We start from the raw sequence: 16,585 nt of genomic DNA, 5'->3' as shown, positions 1-16,585 counted from the left end.
GATACCCACGTCTGTACGCTGTCCATCATTGAAATTCCCCTTACTATCCCCCATTCTAGATCTCATCGCGAGAGCGCCAAAAGCGCGCTCCACTCACCTTCTTCTACAGGACTGCGCATATGACCAATCCATTACTAACGTCTTTTTCACTGCCGCCTTTTTCTGCAATTAAACCGGAGCATGTGGTGCCTGCGGTCACCAAAGCGTTGGCCGATTGCCGGGCGGCGGTAGAAGGCGTTGTGGCGCATGGCGCGCCGTATAGCTGGGAAAACCTCTGCCAGCCGTTGGCGGAAGCCGACGATGTTCTGGGGCGTATTTTCTCGCCAATTAGCCACTTAAACTCGGTGAAAAATAGTCCGGAGCTGCGTGAAGCCTACGAACAGACGCTGCCGCTGCTGTCGGAATACAGCACCTGGGTTGGCCAGCATGAAGGGTTGTACAACGCGTACCGCGACCTGCGCGACGGCGATCATTACGCCACTCTGAATACCGCGCAGAAGAAAGCGGTTGATAACGCGCTGCGTGATTTTGAACTGTCCGGCATCGGCCTGCCGAAAGAGAAACAGCAGCGTTACGGCGAAATCGCCACTCGCCTGTCTGAGCTGGGCAACCAGTACAGCAATAATGTGCTCGATGCCACTATGGGCTGGACGAAGCTCATCACCGATGAAGCCGAGCTGGCGGGAATGCCGGAAAGCGCTCTGGCGGCAGCTAAAGCCCAGGCGGAAGCCAAAGAGCAGGAAGGTTACCTGCTGACTCTGGATATCCCGAGCTATCTGCCAGTGATGACCTACTGCGACAACCAGGCGTTGCGTGAAGAGATGTATCGCGCCTATTCCACTCGCGCCTCCGACCAGGGGCCGAACGCCGGTAAGTGGGATAACAGCCCGGTGATGGAAGAAATTCTTGCGCTGCGCCATGAACTGGCGCAACTGCTGGGCTTCGAAAATTATGCCCATGAGTCACTGGCCACCAAGATGGCGGAAAATCCGCAGCAGGTGCTCGATTTCTTAACCGATCTGGCGAAACGCGCCCGTCCGCAGGGGGAAAAAGAGCTGGCCCAGCTGCGCGCCTTCGCCAAAGCCGAATTTGGCGTTGAGGAACTGCAACCGTGGGATATCGCGTACTACAGTGAAAAGCAAAAACAGCACCTGTACAGCATCAGCGATGAGCAGCTACGTCCGTACTTCCCGGAAAACAAAGCCGTGAATGGCCTGTTTGAAGTGGTGAAACGTATTTACGGCATCACTGCCAAAGAGCGTACTGACGTTGATGTCTGGCACCCGGAAGTGCGTTTCTTTGAACTGTATGACGAAAATAACGAGCTGCGCGGCAGCTTCTACCTTGACCTGTACGCGCGCGAACACAAACGCGGCGGGGCGTGGATGGACGACTGTGTCGGCCAGATGCGTAAGGCGGACGGCACATTGCAAAAGCCGGTCGCTTATCTGACCTGTAATTTCAACCGTCCGGTGAACGGTAAACCCGCTCTGTTTACCCATGACGAAGTGATCACCCTGTTCCACGAGTTTGGTCATGGCCTGCATCATATGCTGACCCGCATTGAGACCGCCGGGGTCTCCGGTATCAGCGGCGTGCCGTGGGACGCGGTCGAACTGCCAAGCCAGTTTATGGAAAACTGGTGCTGGGAGCCGGAAGCGCTGGCGTTTATCTCCGGCCACTATGAGACCGGCGAACCGCTGCCGAAGGAACTGCTGGATAAAATGCTGGCGGCGAAAAACTATCAGGCGGCGCTGTTTATTCTGCGTCAACTGGAGTTCGGTCTGTTTGATTTCCGTCTGCATGCGGAATTTAACCCGCAGCAAGGAGCGAAAATTCTTGAGACGCTCTTTGAAATTAAAAAACAGGTCGCCGTGGTGCCGTCACCGACATGGGGCCGCTTCCCACATGCATTCAGCCATATCTTTGCTGGCGGCTATGCGGCAGGCTACTACAGCTATCTGTGGGCCGACGTACTGGCGGCGGACGCTTATTCCCGCTTTGAGGAGGAAGGCATTTTCAACCGTGAGACCGGTCAGTCGTTCCTTGATAACATCCTGACTCGTGGTGGTTCTGAAGAGCCGATGGAACTCTTTAAACGCTTCCGTGGCCGTGAACCACAGCTGGACGCGATGCTGGAGCATTACGGGATTAAAGGCTGATTTTACGTGCAAATCTGCTTAATGGATGAAACGGGCGCCACAGACGGCGCCTTATCTGTTCTGGCTGCCCGCTGGGGACTGGAGCATGACGAAGACAACCCGATGGCGCTGGTATTGACGCCGCAACATCTGGAGCTGCGCAAGCGCGACGAACCGAAGCTCGGCGGCATTTTCGTCGATTTTGTCGGCGGGGCGATGGCGCACCGGCGTAAGTTCGGCGGCGGGCGCGGCGAAGCGGTGGCGAAGGCGGTCGGTATTAAGGGCGATTATCTGCCGGACGTGGTTGATGCCACGGCCGGACTGGGACGCGATGCGTTTGTGCTGGCGTCCGTCGGCTGCCGCGTGCGGATGCTGGAGCGTAACCCGGTGGTTGCCGCGTTGCTCGATGACGGTCTGACGCGCGGCTACGCCGATGCGGACATTGGCGGCTGGCTTCAGGAGCGTTTGCAGTTGATTCATGCTTCCAGCCTGACGGCGTTGACTGATATCACGCCGCGCCCGCAGGTGGTCTACCTCGATCCGATGTTTCCTCACCGGCAGAAAAGCGCGCTGGTGAAGAAAGAGATGCGGGTGTTTCAGTCGTTGGTGGGGCCGGATTTAGACGCCGACGGACTGCTGGAACCGGCGCGTCAGTTGGCGACCAAACGCGTGGTGGTCAAACGTCCCGATTATGCGCCGCCGCTGGCGGATGTCGCGACGCCCAACGCCATCGTCACCAAAGGGCATCGGTTTGATATTTATGCCGGAACCCCTCTGACGGAGTAACGGATTGCCCGATGGCGTTGCGCTTATCGGGCCTACGATTCTCAATTATTTGTAGGCCGGATAAGGCGTAAGCCGCATCCGGCACTGAGTATTACTGTTCGGTACCTGGCGTATTAATCATCCGGTTTAACCACGGCACCATAATGGCCATCACCACGGTGACCGCCAGTGTTACCAGACCAATTTTGCTAAAGACGCCGGTATAAATGGGCAGCGTCTGTAACGGATCGGTGATGTTTTCCGGTACGGCAGTGAAGGTCGCCACATAACCGCCGAGCAGGAAGGCGGCGGCCTGGGTCAGGAACCACATTCCCAGAATAAAGCCCATCAGATGCTGCGGCACCAGAGCGGCGACCATTGCCAGTCCCAGCGCGCTAATCAGCAACTCGCCCAGACTCTGGAACAGATACACCAGCACGATAAACCACGGCGACGTCAGTCCTTGCGCATCGGCAAACCACATCCCGGCGGCGGCGGCGGTCAGAAAACCCAGCGCGCAGAGGAACATACCGAGCGTAAACTTCATCGGCATAGTCAGATCTTTGCCTTTGCTACCCAGTCGGGTGTAAATCGCTGCCAGTACCGGACTGGCGACGACCACCCAGAATGGGTTCAGCGCCTGAAAACTCACCGGGTTAATGGCGAATCCAAGAATTTCATGATGCACGTTATTAATCGCAAAGAAGTTCAGCGAGGTAGGCATCTGCGCATACAGAATGTAAAACAGCACGGCTTCAATCATCAGAATAAACGCCACGAACATTTTATTGCGGCCGGTTTTATCCAGACGAAACGCTTCGCGAAAGAAGAAAATAGTGACGACGATAGAAAGGACGATGAGCACCAGATTGGCAATCTTAACGTTGTGCATCAGCCAGGCGCAGAGGAAAATCATGACGACGGTGCCGAGTAGTACCAGCAGCAAATTGCGAAAACGTAGCGGTTTATGATCCGGTTCAGAACCGATATTTTTCACCATGCCACGGCAGGCGAAGTACACCAGAAGCGCAACAATTAAACCAGCGCCGCACAGATTATAGGTCACCGTATAGCCAAATTTATCGGCAATCACCGGCGCCAGCGATAGCGATAACAAAGAACCGATGTTAATCGACATATAAAACAGGGTGAAAGCGCCATCCAGCCGGGGATCTTTAGGCTGATAGCATTTAGAGAGCAGGCTGGCGGGATTGGCTTTAAATAACCCGTTGCCCACGGCAATCGTACCCAGTGCGATAAAAATCAGATCGGGATTTAATAACGACATGCCGGTCATAAAATAGCCAATCGCCAGCACAATCGCGCCCAGGACCAGGGTGCGTTTAGTCCCTAACAGATGGTCGCCAACATAGCCGCCGATGGAGATCAGGCCATAAACCAGCGCCGCAAAAGCGCCAAAGGTAATAAAGGCCTGTTCCTGAGAAAAACCCAATTGTTTAACGAAAAAGACCGCCAGGATGCCCTGGACGCCGTAATAGCCAAATCGTTCCCATAATTCTACAAAAAAGATCATGAAAAATGGACGAGGTTGCTGCAGCAAGCCCGTAGGTGCAGTTGTATTCATATTCCTTCGCCTTTTAATGCCATCCCGAAACGTATGAGCGCGTATATCAAAACGCGCCGAAAAGACTTACCCTGATATAGACTGCGGTTATTAGCCTGATCAATAGGTTATTATACAAATGATACGCAAACTAATTAGTGGATCACACTAATTATGTTTGGTGTGATGGAATGATGTACTGAGTACTGCGAAGAAGGGGGATAAACAAAACGCCCACAGAAGCGGGCGTTGTTGTTGATAACCAGAATTTGCCAGATGGTTCAGGCCAACCTGATTGACTATAGACCAGACGCGGTCTTAGCCGCCAGCCGGCACGGCAAGTATTACTCTTCTTCGTCGCGCAGCGGCACAATCAGCATGTCAACGTGAACGGTGTTGATCAGCTGGCGCGCAGAAGACATCAGTTTGCTCCAGAAGTCCTGGTGATGACCGCAAACGACCAGATCCATATCGTATTTCTTGATGGCATCAACCAGCACCTGGCCCAAATCGCCGCTACCGCTCAGGGTTTCAGTGATAGGGTAGCCAGCGTTGGTAGACAGCTCGGTCAGCGCGTGGTGGGTTTCTTCGGAGATACGTTTCTGCATATCGCCCAGATTGACGTCAATCAGACCGGTGTACAGGTCAGAATAGTTCACATCAACGTGGATGAGGGAGATTTTCGCGTTGTAGGGGCGCGCCATAGAGACCGCTTTTTCAACCAGAACTTTACTTTCCGGGGAGAGATCAACTGCGATAAGAATGTGTTTATAAGCCATAGTGTTACTCCTTCCATAAGTTGTCGATGACCCTTGAGCTACTGGCGTTTCTTATGCCGCCGCGTCACCCGCGTCCTGCGAACTCTATGCGCGGGGCTAGCTCAGCCGTTTACCATAACTATCCTTACATTATAGCGACCAGGATAATCCGTCAATCTGCCTTGCTTGCCAGTTAGTTAAACAAAATTTTCAGGGAATTGCATTGATAGTGATTAACCTTCTGGTAAAAAAATTAACTGATCTCCTACAATGTGTATAAGAGCCGTTCGAATGCGGAGCGCTAATATGGACGGCTTTCGTAGTACTCTTTCACTGATTGTCTGGCAGGGTATCGGGGAGCGGTAGTCCCGGAGAGGAACTCCGTGGGCGGGTCGCCGGGGAGGAGATATGATAAGCACCGTCTCACTATTCTGGGCTTTATGTGTCGTTTGCATTGTTAATATGGCGCGCTATTTCTCATCGCTACGCGCACTGTTAGTGGTACTTCGTGGTTGCGATCCTTTGCTCTATCAATATGTCGATGGCGGCGGCTTCTTTACCACGCATGGTCAGCCCAACAAACAGGTGCGCCTGGTATGGTATATCTACGCTCAGCGCTATCGCGATCATCATGATGAAGAATTTATTCGCCGTTGTGAACGCGTGCGCCGCCAGTTTCTGCTGACCAGCGCGTTATGCGGTTTGGTGGTGGTGAGCTTGATTGCGCTCATGATTTGGCACTGAATGAAAAAAGCGGGCCAGTTTCCTGACCCGCTTGTGTTAGATAAGCCTCCCGGATGACGCCGCTTGTAGCGGCCTGTCAGGCCTGTGTCGTTTCATCCTGACAGGCCGGATTAGCGACAGCGTCCTCTGGCCCATTTGGCTTAAATAATCTTCAGGGAAAGCCAGTACAGCACGCCGGAAAGAATAATCGCCGCCGGTAACGTAAATACCCAGGCCATCAGAATGCTGGTCACGGTTTTACGCTGCAACCCGCCGCCATCAACGACCATGGTTCCCGCCACTGAAGAGGAGAGTACGTGAGTGGTAGAAACTGGCATACCGGTGTAGCTGGCAAGACCGATAGAGACTGCCGCCGTCATCTGCGCCGACATTCCCTGCGCATACGTCATGCCTTTTTTACCAATTTTCTCGCCGATAGTGGTCGCCACGCGACGCCAGCCGATCATCGTACCAATACCCAGCGCCAACGCCACTGCCATAATGATCCACACCGGCGCATACTCAATGGTGCTTAACATATCGGTCTTCAGCTTTTTCAGCAGGCGCTGGTCATCGCTGCTTACGCCAGGCAATTTCACGACTTTGTCGGTCGTGTCGGAAATGCACAGCATAATGCGACGCAACTGACTACGCTGTTCAACGCTTAACTTGTCGTAGCTTTCCACGTTTGCCAGCATCCCTTTCGCACGGTTAAGCGCGTTAATGGTGTTAGCCGGATGGCAGTGGAATTCAGTCGGTTCAGTCGCGCCCGGTTCCGGAGACGGAATCAGTTGGTCAACGCCGGTGACGGCTTTCAGCAGGTCAGGACGCTGCTCAAAGTACGTTTCGACATTGTTGATAGCATCGCGCGTACGGGTGATTTCGTAGCTGGAGGCATTCATATTGACCACGAAACCCGCAGGCGCGACGCCAATCAGCACCAGCATGACCAGGCCAATGCCTTTCTGACCATCGTTCGCGCCATGCGAAAACGCCACGCCGATAGCTGAGAGGATTAGCGCGATACGCGTCCAGAACGGCGGCTTTTTCTTGCCGTCTTTCTTTTCACGTTCGGCTGGCGTCAGGTGGATACGGGCGCGTTTCTTAGTACCGCTCCAGTAGCGGCGCAGCAAGAAAATCAGACCGCCGGCGAATACCAGACCGACAATAGGGGAGATAATGAGTGAACCGAAAATATTGATAACTTTCGGGATGTTAAGCGCATCCACCACTGACGTGCCGGTCATCATCGCATTGGTTAAACCGATGCCGATAATGGCGCCAATCAGCGTGTGGGAACTGGACGCCGGCAACCCGAAATACCAGGTACCGAGGTTCCAGATAATCGCCGCCAGCAACATGGAAAAGACCATAGCGAGGCCGTGCGCGGAACCCATGTTGAGCAGGAGATCCGTCGGTAGCATATGCACAATGGCATACGCCACGCTGAGACCCCCCAGCAAAACGCCAAAAAAGTTAAACACCGCCGCCATGACAACCGCCAGCTGCGAACGCATCGCACGGGTGTAAATCACGGTTGCGACTGCATTGGCTGTGTCATGGAAGCCGTTAATCGCTTCGTAGAACAGCACAAAAGCCAGAGCAAGCAATAATAAAAGCCCGGTATGTAAATCCAGGCCAGCAAACAAATGTAGCATAGGACGTTACGCCATTTTGAGGACATGAACGCGGCGCATTATCAGTGACTTTGGCGGCGCGGGCAAAGTGAAATATAGACTTTTTTTGATGTACTTCGTGCTTTGTTTGATATCACTAAAGAATTATCTTATATATTTCAGATAAATACCATTTTCAGGCGCTTTTCGCGCTGGTGCGACCACTGAGGAAACTTTACAATTCCCGCCCGAATTTGAGAGAGGAAGGCGACGTGGAAAGGTTTGATGCCGTTATTATAGGCGCTGGCGCAGCGGGCATGTTTTGCGCCGCGCAGGCAGGACAGGCGGGTAGCCGCGTGCTGCTCATCGATAATGGCAAGAAGCCAGGACGTAAAATCCTCATGTCCGGTGGTGGACGCTGCAACTTTACTAATCTTTATGTTGAGCCTGCTGCGTATTTGAGCCAGAACCCCCATTTTTGCAAATCAGCATTAGCCCGCTATACCCAGTGGGACTTTATCGATCTGGTCGGCAGGTATGGGATAGCCTGGTATGAGAAAACGCTGGGACAGCTTTTTTGCGATGATTCCGCCCAACGCATTGTCGATATGCTGGTTGCCGAGTGCGACAAAGGCGGCGTAACGATGCGCCTGCGTAGCGAGGTATTGAGCGTCGAGCGTGATGAGTCGGGTTTCATACTGGCGTTGAACGGCGAGACGGTGACTACGCAAAAGTTGGTGATTGCCAGCGGCGGCCTGTCGATGCCGGGGCTTGGCGCATCACCGTTTGGCTATAAAATCGCCGAACAGTTTGGTCTCAAGGTGTTGCCGACGCGCGCCGGGCTGGTGCCCTTTACGCTACATAAGCCGCTGTTAGAACAGCTCCAGACGCTGTCTGGCGTCTCTGTGCCCTGCGTGATTACCGCCCGCAATGGCACGGTATTTCGGGAAAACCTACTTTTTACCCATCGTGGGCTGTCCGGCCCCGCCGTTTTACAGATTTCCAGCTACTGGCAACCGGGCGAGTTAGTGAGCATTAACTTATTGCCGGACCTCTCGCTGGAAGATGTTCTCAATGAACAGCGTAACGCGCACCCGAACCAGAGTCTGAAGAACACGCTGGCGATGCATTTGCCGAAACGGTTGGTGGAGTGTTTACAACAGTTGGGGCAGATCCCGGATGTATCGCTCAGACAGTTGAACGTTCGTGACCAGCAGGCGTTGGTTGACACGCTTACGGCCTGGCAAGTGCAGCCTAACGGCACCGAAGGCTATCGGACAGCGGAAGTGACGCTGGGCGGCGTGGATACAAACGAACTATCATCGCGGACTATGGAAGCGCGCCGCGTGCCGGGTCTCTATTTTATCGGCGAAGTGATGGACGTCACCGGCTGGTTGGGCGGCTATAACTTCCAGTGGGCGTGGTCGAGCGCCTGGGCCTGCGCGCAGGATTTGGCGGCAAAACGCTAAGTACCATTACAAACAATAAGCGAATAGACATCCCGGACAGAGGTGTTAGTATCGATTTATAGCAGTTATGAGTATGCGTGTTTCATTTACGGCCAGGAACGCTGATGATGACAACATTACTCCCTCTTTTCCGGGTACCTACATCATTCACTCCCTTTGACGGCGAGCGCTTCATCGGCGTCTGTTCGTCGTCTGGCCCCTTTTCTTTTTTCATTCTTATCCCGAATGGAAACCCCCGCTGAGCGCACGCCCGGCGGATTTTGTGACACGCATGGTTAGACAACAGGGATTACGGCGGGTCGATTATGGACAAAATGAAGCGTCATCTGGTGTGGTGGGGAGCGGGGATTCTTGTAGCTGTGGCCGCGATAGCCTGGTGGATGCTGCGCCCTGCGGGAATACCGGAGGGATTTGCCGCCAGCAACGGCAGAATTGAAGCCACCGAAGTGGATATTGCCACTAAGATTGCCGGGCGTATTGATACCATCCTCGTTTCGGAAGGGCAGTTCGTTCGTCAGGGCGAGGTGCTGGCGAAAATGGATACCCGCGTGCTGCAGGAGCAGCGGCTGGAGGCGATTGCGCAGATTAAAGAGGCCGAGAGCGCGGTTGCCGCCGCCCGTGCTTTGCTGGAGCAACGCCAGAGTGAAATGCGCGCCGCGCAGTCGGTCGTCAAACAGCGGGAAGCTGAGCTGGACTCCGTCTCTAAACGTCACGTGCGTTCTCGTTCGCTGTCGCAGCGTGGCGCGGTATCTGTACAACAGTTAGATGACGATCGCGCGGCGGCGGAAAGCGTGCGCGCCGCCCTGGAGACCGCCAAAGCGCAGGTATCTGCGGCAAAAGCGGCGATTGAAGCGGCGCGTACCAGTATTATCCAGGCGCAAACGCGCGTGGAAGCGGCGCAGGCGACCGAGCGGCGTATTGTCGCCGACATCGACGACAGCGAATTAAAAGCGCCGCGCGATGGACGCGTGCAGTACCGCGTTGCGGAGCCGGGCGAAGTGTTATCGGCTGGCGGCCGGGTGTTGAACATGGTCGATCTCAGAGATGTTTATATGACATTTTTCCTGCCGACCGAACAGGCGGGGTTGTTGAAGATCGGCGGCGAAGCGCGACTGGTGCTGGACGCCGCGCCGGATCTGCGTATTCCGGCGACGATCAGTTTTGTCGCCAGCGTGGCGCAGTTCACGCCCAAAACCGTGGAAACCCACGATGAACGACTGAAGCTGATGTTCCGCGTCAAAGCGCGTATTCCGCCAGAGCTACTGCGACAGCATCTGGAATATGTCAAAACCGGTTTGCCGGGAATGGCCTGGGTTCGTCTGGATGAGCGCGTGCCCTGGCCTGACGCTCTAAGCGTGAGGCTGTCGCAATGACGTCGCTGAAGCTGGTGCCTGTTCCTCCCGTGGCGCAGCTTGAGGGGGTGAGCCAGCATTACGGAAAAACAGCCGCGCTGAACAATATCACGCTGGACATTCCCGCCCGTAGTATGGTCGGGCTGATTGGTCCGGACGGGGTGGGTAAGTCGAGCCTGCTGTCGCTGATTTCTGGCGCGCGGGTGATTGAGCAAGGGAACGTTATCGTCCTGGGCGGGGATATGCGCGATGCGAAACATCGCCGCGACGTCTGTCCGCGCATCGCCTGGATGCCGCAGGGGCTGGGGAAAAACCTTTATCACACGTTATCGGTTTATGAGAACGTCGATTTTTTTGCTCGTCTCTTTGGTCATGACAAAGCTGAACGTGAAGCGCGTATTACCGAGCTGCTGAACAGCACGGGCCTGGCACCGTTTCGTGACCGTCCTGCCGGGAAGCTGTCCGGTGGGATGAAACAAAAGCTGGGGCTGTGCTGTGCGCTGATTCATGACCCGGAATTGCTGATTCTTGATGAGCCTACCACCGGCGTGGACCCGCTCTCCCGCGCTCAGTTCTGGGACTTAATCGACAGTATCCGCCAGCGCCAGACCAATATGAGCGTGTTGGTCGCAACGGCCTATATGGAAGAGGCGGAGCGTTTTGACTGGCTGGTGGCGATGAATGCGGGCGAGATACTGGCAACCGGCAGCGCGCAGCAACTGCGGGCAAAAACCCATAGCGCGACGCTGGAACAGGCGTTTATCGCCCTGTTGCCAGAAGCGCAGCGCCAGGCGCATAAGCCAGTGGTGATCCCGCCGTATCACGCTGAGCAGGAAGAGATTGCCATTGAGGCGAAAGATCTGACCATGCGCTTCGGTAAGTTCGTCGCGGTTGACCATGTTAATTTCCGCATTCCGCGCGGCGAGATTTTTGGCTTCCTCGGTTCAAACGGTTGCGGCAAATCGACCACCATGAAAATGCTGACCGGTCTGCTTCCCGCCAGCGAAGGTCAGGCCTGGCTATTTGGCCAGCCGGTGGACCCGAACGACATCGATACCCGTCGCCGGGTCGGGTATATGTCGCAGGCTTTTTCGCTCTATAACGAACTCACCGTGCGGCAGAATCTGGAACTTCATGCCCGCCTGTTTCATATTCCGCCAGCGGAGATCCCGGCGCGCGTCGCGCAGATGATCGAACGCTTTATGCTAACGGAGGTGGAAGATACGCTCCCCGCTTCGTTGCCGCTCGGTATCCGCCAGCGTTTATCGCTGGCGGTAGCGGTGATCCATCGCCCGGAAATGCTGATTCTTGATGAGCCAACGTCCGGCGTTGATCCGGTCGCCAGGGATATGTTCTGGCAGCTTATGGTCGATCTTTCGCGTCAGGATAAGGTGACGATTTTTATCTCGACCCATTTTATGAACGAAGCGGAACGTTGCGACCGAATGTCATTGATGCACGCCGGTAAAGTGCTCGCCAGCGGTACGCCGCAGGAATTGGTGCAACAGCGGGGCGCGGCCAATCTGGAGGCGGCGTTTATTTCCTGGTTACAGGAAGCTGCGGGAGCGGCGCCTGAAACCCCAATACCGCCATCCCAGACGCCCGCCGCGTCAGGTAAACCGTCGCGGCAGGGATTGAGCTTCCGGCGTTTGTTCAGCTACAGTCGCCGCGAAGCGCTGGAGCTACGCCGCGATCCGGTACGTTCCACGCTGGCGCTGCTGGGAACGGTAATTCTGATGCTGATTATGGGCTATGGCATCAGTATGGACGTGGAGAACCTGCGTTTTGCCGTACTCGACCGCGATCAAACCGTCAGTAGTCAGGCATGGTCACTCAATCTGGCGGGATCGCGCTATTTTATCGAACAGCCGCCGCTCGCCAGCTATGACGAGCTTGACCGGCGGATGCGTTCGGGAGAGTTGGCGGTTGCCATTGAGATCCCGCCTAATTTTGGCCGCGATATTGCTCGCGGTACGCCAGCGCAGATTGGCGTCTGGGTGGATGGCGCCATGCCCAGCCGCGCCGAGACGGTGAAGGGGTACGTTCAGGCGATGCACCAAAGCTGGCTGCAGGAGGCGGCAAGTCGTCAGCCGAACCCGGTTAAACAGACCGGGCTGCTCAACATTGAAACGCGCTATCGCTATGGATGTGAAAAGTCTGCCCGCTATCGTTCCGGCGGTCATTCCGCTGCTGCTCATGATGATCCCGTCAATGCTTAGCGCCCTGAGCGTGGTGCGGGAGAAAGAGCTGGGGTCGATAATTAATCTGTACGTAACGCCGACGACGCGCAGCGAATTTTTGCTGGGTAAACAACTGCCGTATATCGCGCTGGGTATGCTGAACTTCTTGCTACTGTGCGCGCTGTCGGTCTTTGTGTTCGGCGTGCCGCTGAAAGGCAGCTTTCTCACGCTTACCCTCGCGGCGCTACTTTACGTCATCATCGCCACCGGTCTGGGGCTGCTGATCTCCACGTTTATGAAGAGCCAAATCGCCGCTATTTTTGGGACGTCGATTATTACCCTCATTCCGGCAACACAATTTTCCGGCATGATCGATCCGGTGGCTTCGCTGGAAGGACCGGGAAGATGGATCGGCGAGATCTACCCGACCAGCCATTTTCTGACGATCGCGCGCGGGACGTTTTCCAAAGCGTTGGATCTGTCCGATCTCTGGCCGTTATTTATGCCGTTACTGATTGCCGTCCCGGTGGTGATGGGTCTGAGCATTCTGCTGCTGAAAAAACAGGAGGGGTAATGCGCGGATTACGTAATATTTATAATCTCGGCGTTAAAGAACTGCGCAGTCTGCTGGGCGACAAAGCGATGCTGTCGCTGATCGTCTTCGCCTTTACGATTTCGGTTTACTCCTCTGCTACCGTCCTGCCCGGTTCGTTGCATCTTGCCCCTATCGCCATCGCCGATATGGATCAGTCACAGTTGTCGAACCGTATTGTGAATAGTTTTTACCGCCCGTGGTTTCTGCCGCCGGAGATGATTACGGCAACGGAAATGGATGCCGGACTGGATGCCGGACGCTATACCTTTGCGGTCAATATTCCGCCGAATTTCCAGCGTGATGTGCTGGCCGGACGTCAGCCTGATATTCAGGTTAACGTCGATGCGACGCGCATGAGTCAGGCGTTTACCGGCAACAGTTATATCCAGAATATTATTAGCGGCGAGGTCAACAGCTTTGTGGCGCGCGCGCGGGGAGATAGCGTTCAGCCGGTGTCGCTGGAGATTCGGATGCGCTTTAACCCAAATCTGGACCCGGCGTGGTTTGGCGGCGTGATGGCGATTATCAACAACATTACCATGCTGGCGATAGTGCTGACCGGATCGGCGCTGATCCGCGAGCGAGAACACGGCACGGTAGAGCATCTGTTGGTGATGCCGGTCACGCCCTTTGAGATCATGATGGCAAAAGTATGGTCGATGGGGCTGGTTGTGCTGGTGGTTTCCGGTTTGTCTTTGATGCTGATGGTGAAAGGCGTACTTGGCGTACCGATTGAAGGATCGATCCCATTGTTTATGTTGGGCGTAGTGCTGAGCCTGTTCGCCACCACTTCAATTGGGATTTTTATGGGCACCATCGCCCGTTCAATGCCGCAACTGGGGTTATTAATGATTCTGGTACTGTTACCGCTACAAATGCTTTCCGGCGGTTCCACGCCGCGTGAAAGTATGCCGCAGGCGGTGCAGGATATTATGCTGACCATGCCGACGACGCATTTTGTCAGTCTTGCCCAGGCTATTCTTTATCGCGGCGCAGGTTTGAGTATCGTCTGGCCGCAGTTCCTGACCCTGCTGGCGATAGGCGGCGTGTTCTTCCTGATAGCGCTGTTACGCTTCAGAAAAACGATTGGCACAATGGCGTAAACATTATTGCCGGATGGCGGCTGCGCCTCATCCGGCCTACAAACGACAGACGTGCGAGCGTAGGCCGGGCAAGCGAAGCGCCCCCAGCGTTAGTCTTCTTTCGGCAAACACTGCAAGTGGCCGTGGCGCACGCCGCGCTGGGCGATAACATCATCGGCAAAATGCTGTACGTCGCCCATATCGCCCTTCAGAACGGCGATCTCCAGACAGTCATCGTGGTTGATATGGACGTGCAGCGTGGCGACGGATAAATCATGATGATGATGCTGGGTGGAGACGATGCGGCTGGCTAAATCCCGTTTCTCATGTTCATAAACATATGAAAGTACCGCGAAACCCTGTGTACCGTGTTCCTGGGTGGCCTCCTGCGCCAGAGCGCCGCGCAAAATATCACGGATCGCTTCGGAGCGATTGTTATAGCCGCGTCGCTGGCTCAGGCTGTCCAGCGTTTCCAGTAAATCGTCATCGAGGGTGATGGTGACACGTTGCATCTGACTTAAACCTTTTGGTATGGCGCGTCGGCGCATGGGAAGCTCCGCATTTTGTAACACACGTCCGCCGCCAGAGGGAAAATTAATGTGTCATAACGCTTTTGTTATCGTCTGCGGCGTCAGCGTAAACGGTGTGGGGGTACAGACTGCCAGACTGAGCGTATCGAGCTGACACTGGCTGACCGACAAGGCAGAGGGCAACGTGCTGTCCACGCTGACGATTTGCCAGGCGCTGCCGCCGCGTTGTTTTACGATGGCTTCTTTACGCGTCCAGATACGCCAGAATGCCGCCAGTTGTTGCTCCGGACGTTCCGCTTCCATTTCAGCATGTTCGCCGAGGCTGAATACCGCATTTGCCAGCGAACGCCAGTTATCGCGCGGGCGGATCACTTCAATATCGCAGCCGACTTCACCTTCGTCGCTAAGCAACAGAGCAATAGTGTCGCCGCTATGGCTGAGGTTAAACCACAGCGGCGTTCCGGCGGAAAAAGCCGGTTTACCCTGTTCGCCATACACCATCTCCGGTAGCGGCGAGAGCGCACGGGAAAGCAGCACGCGCCCGGCCAGCCAGCTTGCCCGGCGAACGCCCTGCGGCGCCTGAGCGATTAACGCGTCGGGCAATTGACCTGCGCTTAATGTTGACACTTTTCCCAGAACGATCTGGTACATATCAGGACCAACGTTGCCTATGAAGAAGAGGAGATTGTAGCATCTGTCGCCTCATCCCGGTAAACGGCTTTTCGGTCGGCCTGGCCCCAGTAAGATCGCCAGTTTGCTGCCGCCTTTAGTGGTTTCCATCCAGATTTTGCAGACGCTGGTCAAAGGAACGGACAAGAGCATCCCGACCGGGCCTAATAGCCATCCCCAGACCAATAACGAAAGAAATACCACCAGCGTGGACATTCCCAGACGATGGCCCATCATGCGTGGCTCCATAATGTTGCCAATCACCATATGGACCAGCAAAAAGAGCGCGCCGACCAGTACGCACTCGTAAAAACCGTTAAATAACAGCGCCTGAATCATGGGGGGAACGGCGGAAATCACCGAGCCGATATTAGGAACGTAATTGAGCAAAAAGGCCAGTACGCCCCACATTAGCGCAAACTGAATATCCATTAACGCCAGCCCCAGCCAGATAATCGCGCCCGTCCATAGACTGAGCAGCGTTTTCAGCGCCAGATAATGCGAGACGCCTTTCAGGGCGCGGTGCAGGCCGGCAATATGAATTTGTGGATTGTTTAGCGCGAAACGTAATTTATAAGGCACGTGACGCACCTCAAACAGCATAAAAACCACGGTCATTACCAGCAGCACAATGCTTGCCATCGCGCCCGATACGCCGGTCATTAATGTTGTGGTGAAGAGCATGATTTTATCGGAATCCATCCCGCGGAGCATACGTTCCGGCGACATATGTAAATTCAGGAAGGGCATTAACTCCTGAAGGTGTAAGACCTTACGCGTCAGCTCCTTGCTGTATTTAGGCAGCATAGCGATAAATTCATTAAGCGATGCGGCAAGCACACCCACCAGCGCGGTAAGCACGATCAGCATGACAACCACCACGATAGTAATCGCCAGCGGTCGCTTCACGCCCCGACGAATAAACCAGGTCACTAATGGGTTAAGAACGATGGCGAAAAAGAGCGCCAGCAAGAGTTGTACAATAATACCCGCCGCGGCATGAATCCCGGCGAGAATAATAACCAGGGAGGCCAGTTTCAGCAGAATATGCATACCCGTTTTGTCGGGTTGAGCGGTTGCCATGAAGTTTTCCTTGTTGTGTTTTTTTCTAAGTGTAGCGGCTGCCCTGATACCGATAATC

Annotated in this window: 12 protein-coding genes and 1 pseudogene; 7 read left to right on the top strand and 6 right to left on the bottom strand. The window is 54.9% G+C overall.

Annotated elements, in window-relative coordinates:
- Nucleotides 1-119: 119 nt before the first annotated feature.
- A complete protein-coding gene (gene prlC / locus N7E69_RS07045; protein WP_000184178.1) occupies nucleotides 120-2,162 on the top strand; it encodes an oligopeptidase A in 2,043 nt (680 codons plus the stop codon).
- Between the two features lie 6 nt (nucleotides 2,163-2,168).
- Nucleotides 2,169-2,927: a 16S rRNA (guanine(1516)-N(2))-methyltransferase RsmJ gene (gene rsmJ, locus N7E69_RS07040; protein WP_001165127.1), complete on the top strand. Its 759-nt coding sequence runs from the start codon at nucleotides 2,169-2,171 to the stop codon at nucleotides 2,925-2,927.
- A 91-nt stretch (nucleotides 2,928-3,018) separates the two neighbouring features.
- Here rsmJ and dtpB read toward each other — a convergent pair whose 3' ends face one another.
- On the bottom strand, nucleotides 3,019-4,491 hold the full coding sequence (dtpB, locus tag N7E69_RS07035; RefSeq protein ID WP_001098282.1) for a dipeptide/tripeptide permease DtpB: 1,473 nt from the start codon (nucleotides 4,489-4,491) through the stop codon (nucleotides 3,019-3,021).
- A 323-nt stretch (nucleotides 4,492-4,814) separates the two neighbouring features.
- A complete protein-coding gene (gene uspA, locus N7E69_RS07030; protein WP_000323565.1) occupies nucleotides 4,815-5,249 on the bottom strand; it encodes a universal stress protein UspA in 435 nt (144 codons plus the stop codon).
- Between the two features lie 387 nt (nucleotides 5,250-5,636).
- Here uspA and uspB point away from each other — a divergent pair, with 387 nt between their 5' ends.
- On the top strand, nucleotides 5,637-5,972 hold the full coding sequence (gene uspB / locus N7E69_RS07025) for a universal stress protein UspB (RefSeq protein WP_000626193.1): 336 nt from the start codon (nucleotides 5,637-5,639) through the stop codon (nucleotides 5,970-5,972).
- Nucleotides 5,973-6,112: 140 nt separating this feature from the next.
- On the opposite strand, the gene pitA is transcribed toward uspB, so the two are convergent.
- A complete protein-coding gene (gene pitA, locus N7E69_RS07020) occupies nucleotides 6,113-7,609 on the bottom strand; it encodes an inorganic phosphate transporter PitA (protein ID WP_000902764.1) in 1,497 nt (498 codons plus the stop codon).
- Between the two features lie 230 nt (nucleotides 7,610-7,839).
- Between pitA and N7E69_RS07015 the strand changes: the two genes are divergently transcribed.
- From N7E69_RS07015 to N7E69_RS07000, 4 genes and pseudogenes are all read left to right on the top strand, one after another.
- Nucleotides 7,840-9,036: an NAD(P)/FAD-dependent oxidoreductase gene (locus N7E69_RS07015; protein WP_000439236.1), complete on the top strand. Its 1,197-nt coding sequence runs from the start codon at nucleotides 7,840-7,842 to the stop codon at nucleotides 9,034-9,036.
- Nucleotides 9,037-9,341: 305 nt separating this feature from the next.
- Nucleotides 9,342-10,409, top strand: a complete 1,068-nt coding sequence (locus N7E69_RS07010) for an HlyD family secretion protein (RefSeq protein ID WP_000359843.1) — start codon at nucleotides 9,342-9,344, stop codon at nucleotides 10,407-10,409.
- Nucleotides 10,406-13,142 (top strand): annotated as a pseudogene (gene rbbA / locus N7E69_RS07005) (ribosome-associated ATPase/putative transporter RbbA). Before N7E69_RS07010 ends, rbbA begins: the two are co-directional and overlap by 4 nt.
- On the top strand, nucleotides 13,142-14,266 hold the full coding sequence (locus tag N7E69_RS07000; protein ID WP_001751760.1) for an ABC transporter permease: 1,125 nt from the start codon (nucleotides 13,142-13,144) through the stop codon (nucleotides 14,264-14,266). Before rbbA ends, N7E69_RS07000 begins: the two are co-directional and overlap by 1 nt.
- 89 nt (nucleotides 14,267-14,355) lie before the next feature.
- Here N7E69_RS07000 and nikR read toward each other — a convergent pair whose 3' ends face one another.
- The 3 genes from nikR to N7E69_RS06985 form a co-directional block, all read right to left on the bottom strand.
- The gene (gene nikR, locus N7E69_RS06995; protein ID WP_001190057.1) at nucleotides 14,356-14,757 is read right to left on the bottom strand and encodes a nickel-responsive transcriptional regulator NikR; all 402 of its coding nucleotides are present in this window, start codon (nucleotides 14,755-14,757) and stop codon (nucleotides 14,356-14,358) included.
- A 90-nt stretch (nucleotides 14,758-14,847) separates the two neighbouring features.
- The gene (gene acpT, locus N7E69_RS06990; protein WP_000284365.1) at nucleotides 14,848-15,426 is read right to left on the bottom strand and encodes a 4'-phosphopantetheinyl transferase AcpT; all 579 of its coding nucleotides are present in this window, start codon (nucleotides 15,424-15,426) and stop codon (nucleotides 14,848-14,850) included.
- Between the two features lie 51 nt (nucleotides 15,427-15,477).
- A complete protein-coding gene (locus tag N7E69_RS06985; protein ID WP_000179593.1) occupies nucleotides 15,478-16,527 on the bottom strand; it encodes an AI-2E family transporter in 1,050 nt (349 codons plus the stop codon).
- Nucleotides 16,528-16,585: the final 58 nt, after the last annotated feature.

The sequence above is a fragment of the Salmonella sp. 3C genome (genome assembly GCF_025426275.1).
In the GTDB taxonomy this organism is placed as follows: domain Bacteria; phylum Pseudomonadota; class Gammaproteobacteria; order Enterobacterales; family Enterobacteriaceae; genus Salmonella; species Salmonella enterica.
Note: the sequence above shows the minus strand (reverse complement) of the source record. Positions and strands in the feature narration are given on the sequence as shown.

Bases quoted from the DNA above. Each gene is read 5' to 3' on its own strand.
- prlC (WP_000184178.1), top strand. From the start codon at position 120: ATGACCAATCCATTACTAACGTCTTTTTCACTGCCGCCTTTTTCTGCA.
- dtpB (WP_001098282.1), bottom strand. From the start codon at position 4,491: ATGAATACAACTGCACCTACGGGCTTGCTGCAGCAACCTCGTCCATTT.
- uspA (WP_000323565.1), bottom strand. From the start codon at position 5,249: ATGGCTTATAAACACATTCTTATCGCAGTTGATCTCTCCCCGGAAAGT.
- uspB (WP_000626193.1), top strand. From the start codon at position 5,637: ATGATAAGCACCGTCTCACTATTCTGGGCTTTATGTGTCGTTTGCATT.
- pitA (WP_000902764.1), bottom strand. From the start codon at position 7,609: ATGCTACATTTGTTTGCTGGCCTGGATTTACATACCGGGCTTTTATTA.
- N7E69_RS07010 (WP_000359843.1), top strand. From the start codon at position 9,342: ATGGACAAAATGAAGCGTCATCTGGTGTGGTGGGGAGCGGGGATTCTT.
- N7E69_RS07000 (WP_001751760.1), top strand. From the start codon at position 13,142: ATGCGCGGATTACGTAATATTTATAATCTCGGCGTTAAAGAACTGCGC.
- nikR (WP_001190057.1), bottom strand. From the start codon at position 14,757: ATGCAACGTGTCACCATCACCCTCGATGACGATTTACTGGAAACGCTG.
- acpT (WP_000284365.1), bottom strand. From the start codon at position 15,426: ATGTACCAGATCGTTCTGGGAAAAGTGTCAACATTAAGCGCAGGTCAA.
- N7E69_RS06985 (WP_000179593.1), bottom strand. From the start codon at position 16,527: ATGGCAACCGCTCAACCCGACAAAACGGGTATGCATATTCTGCTGAAA.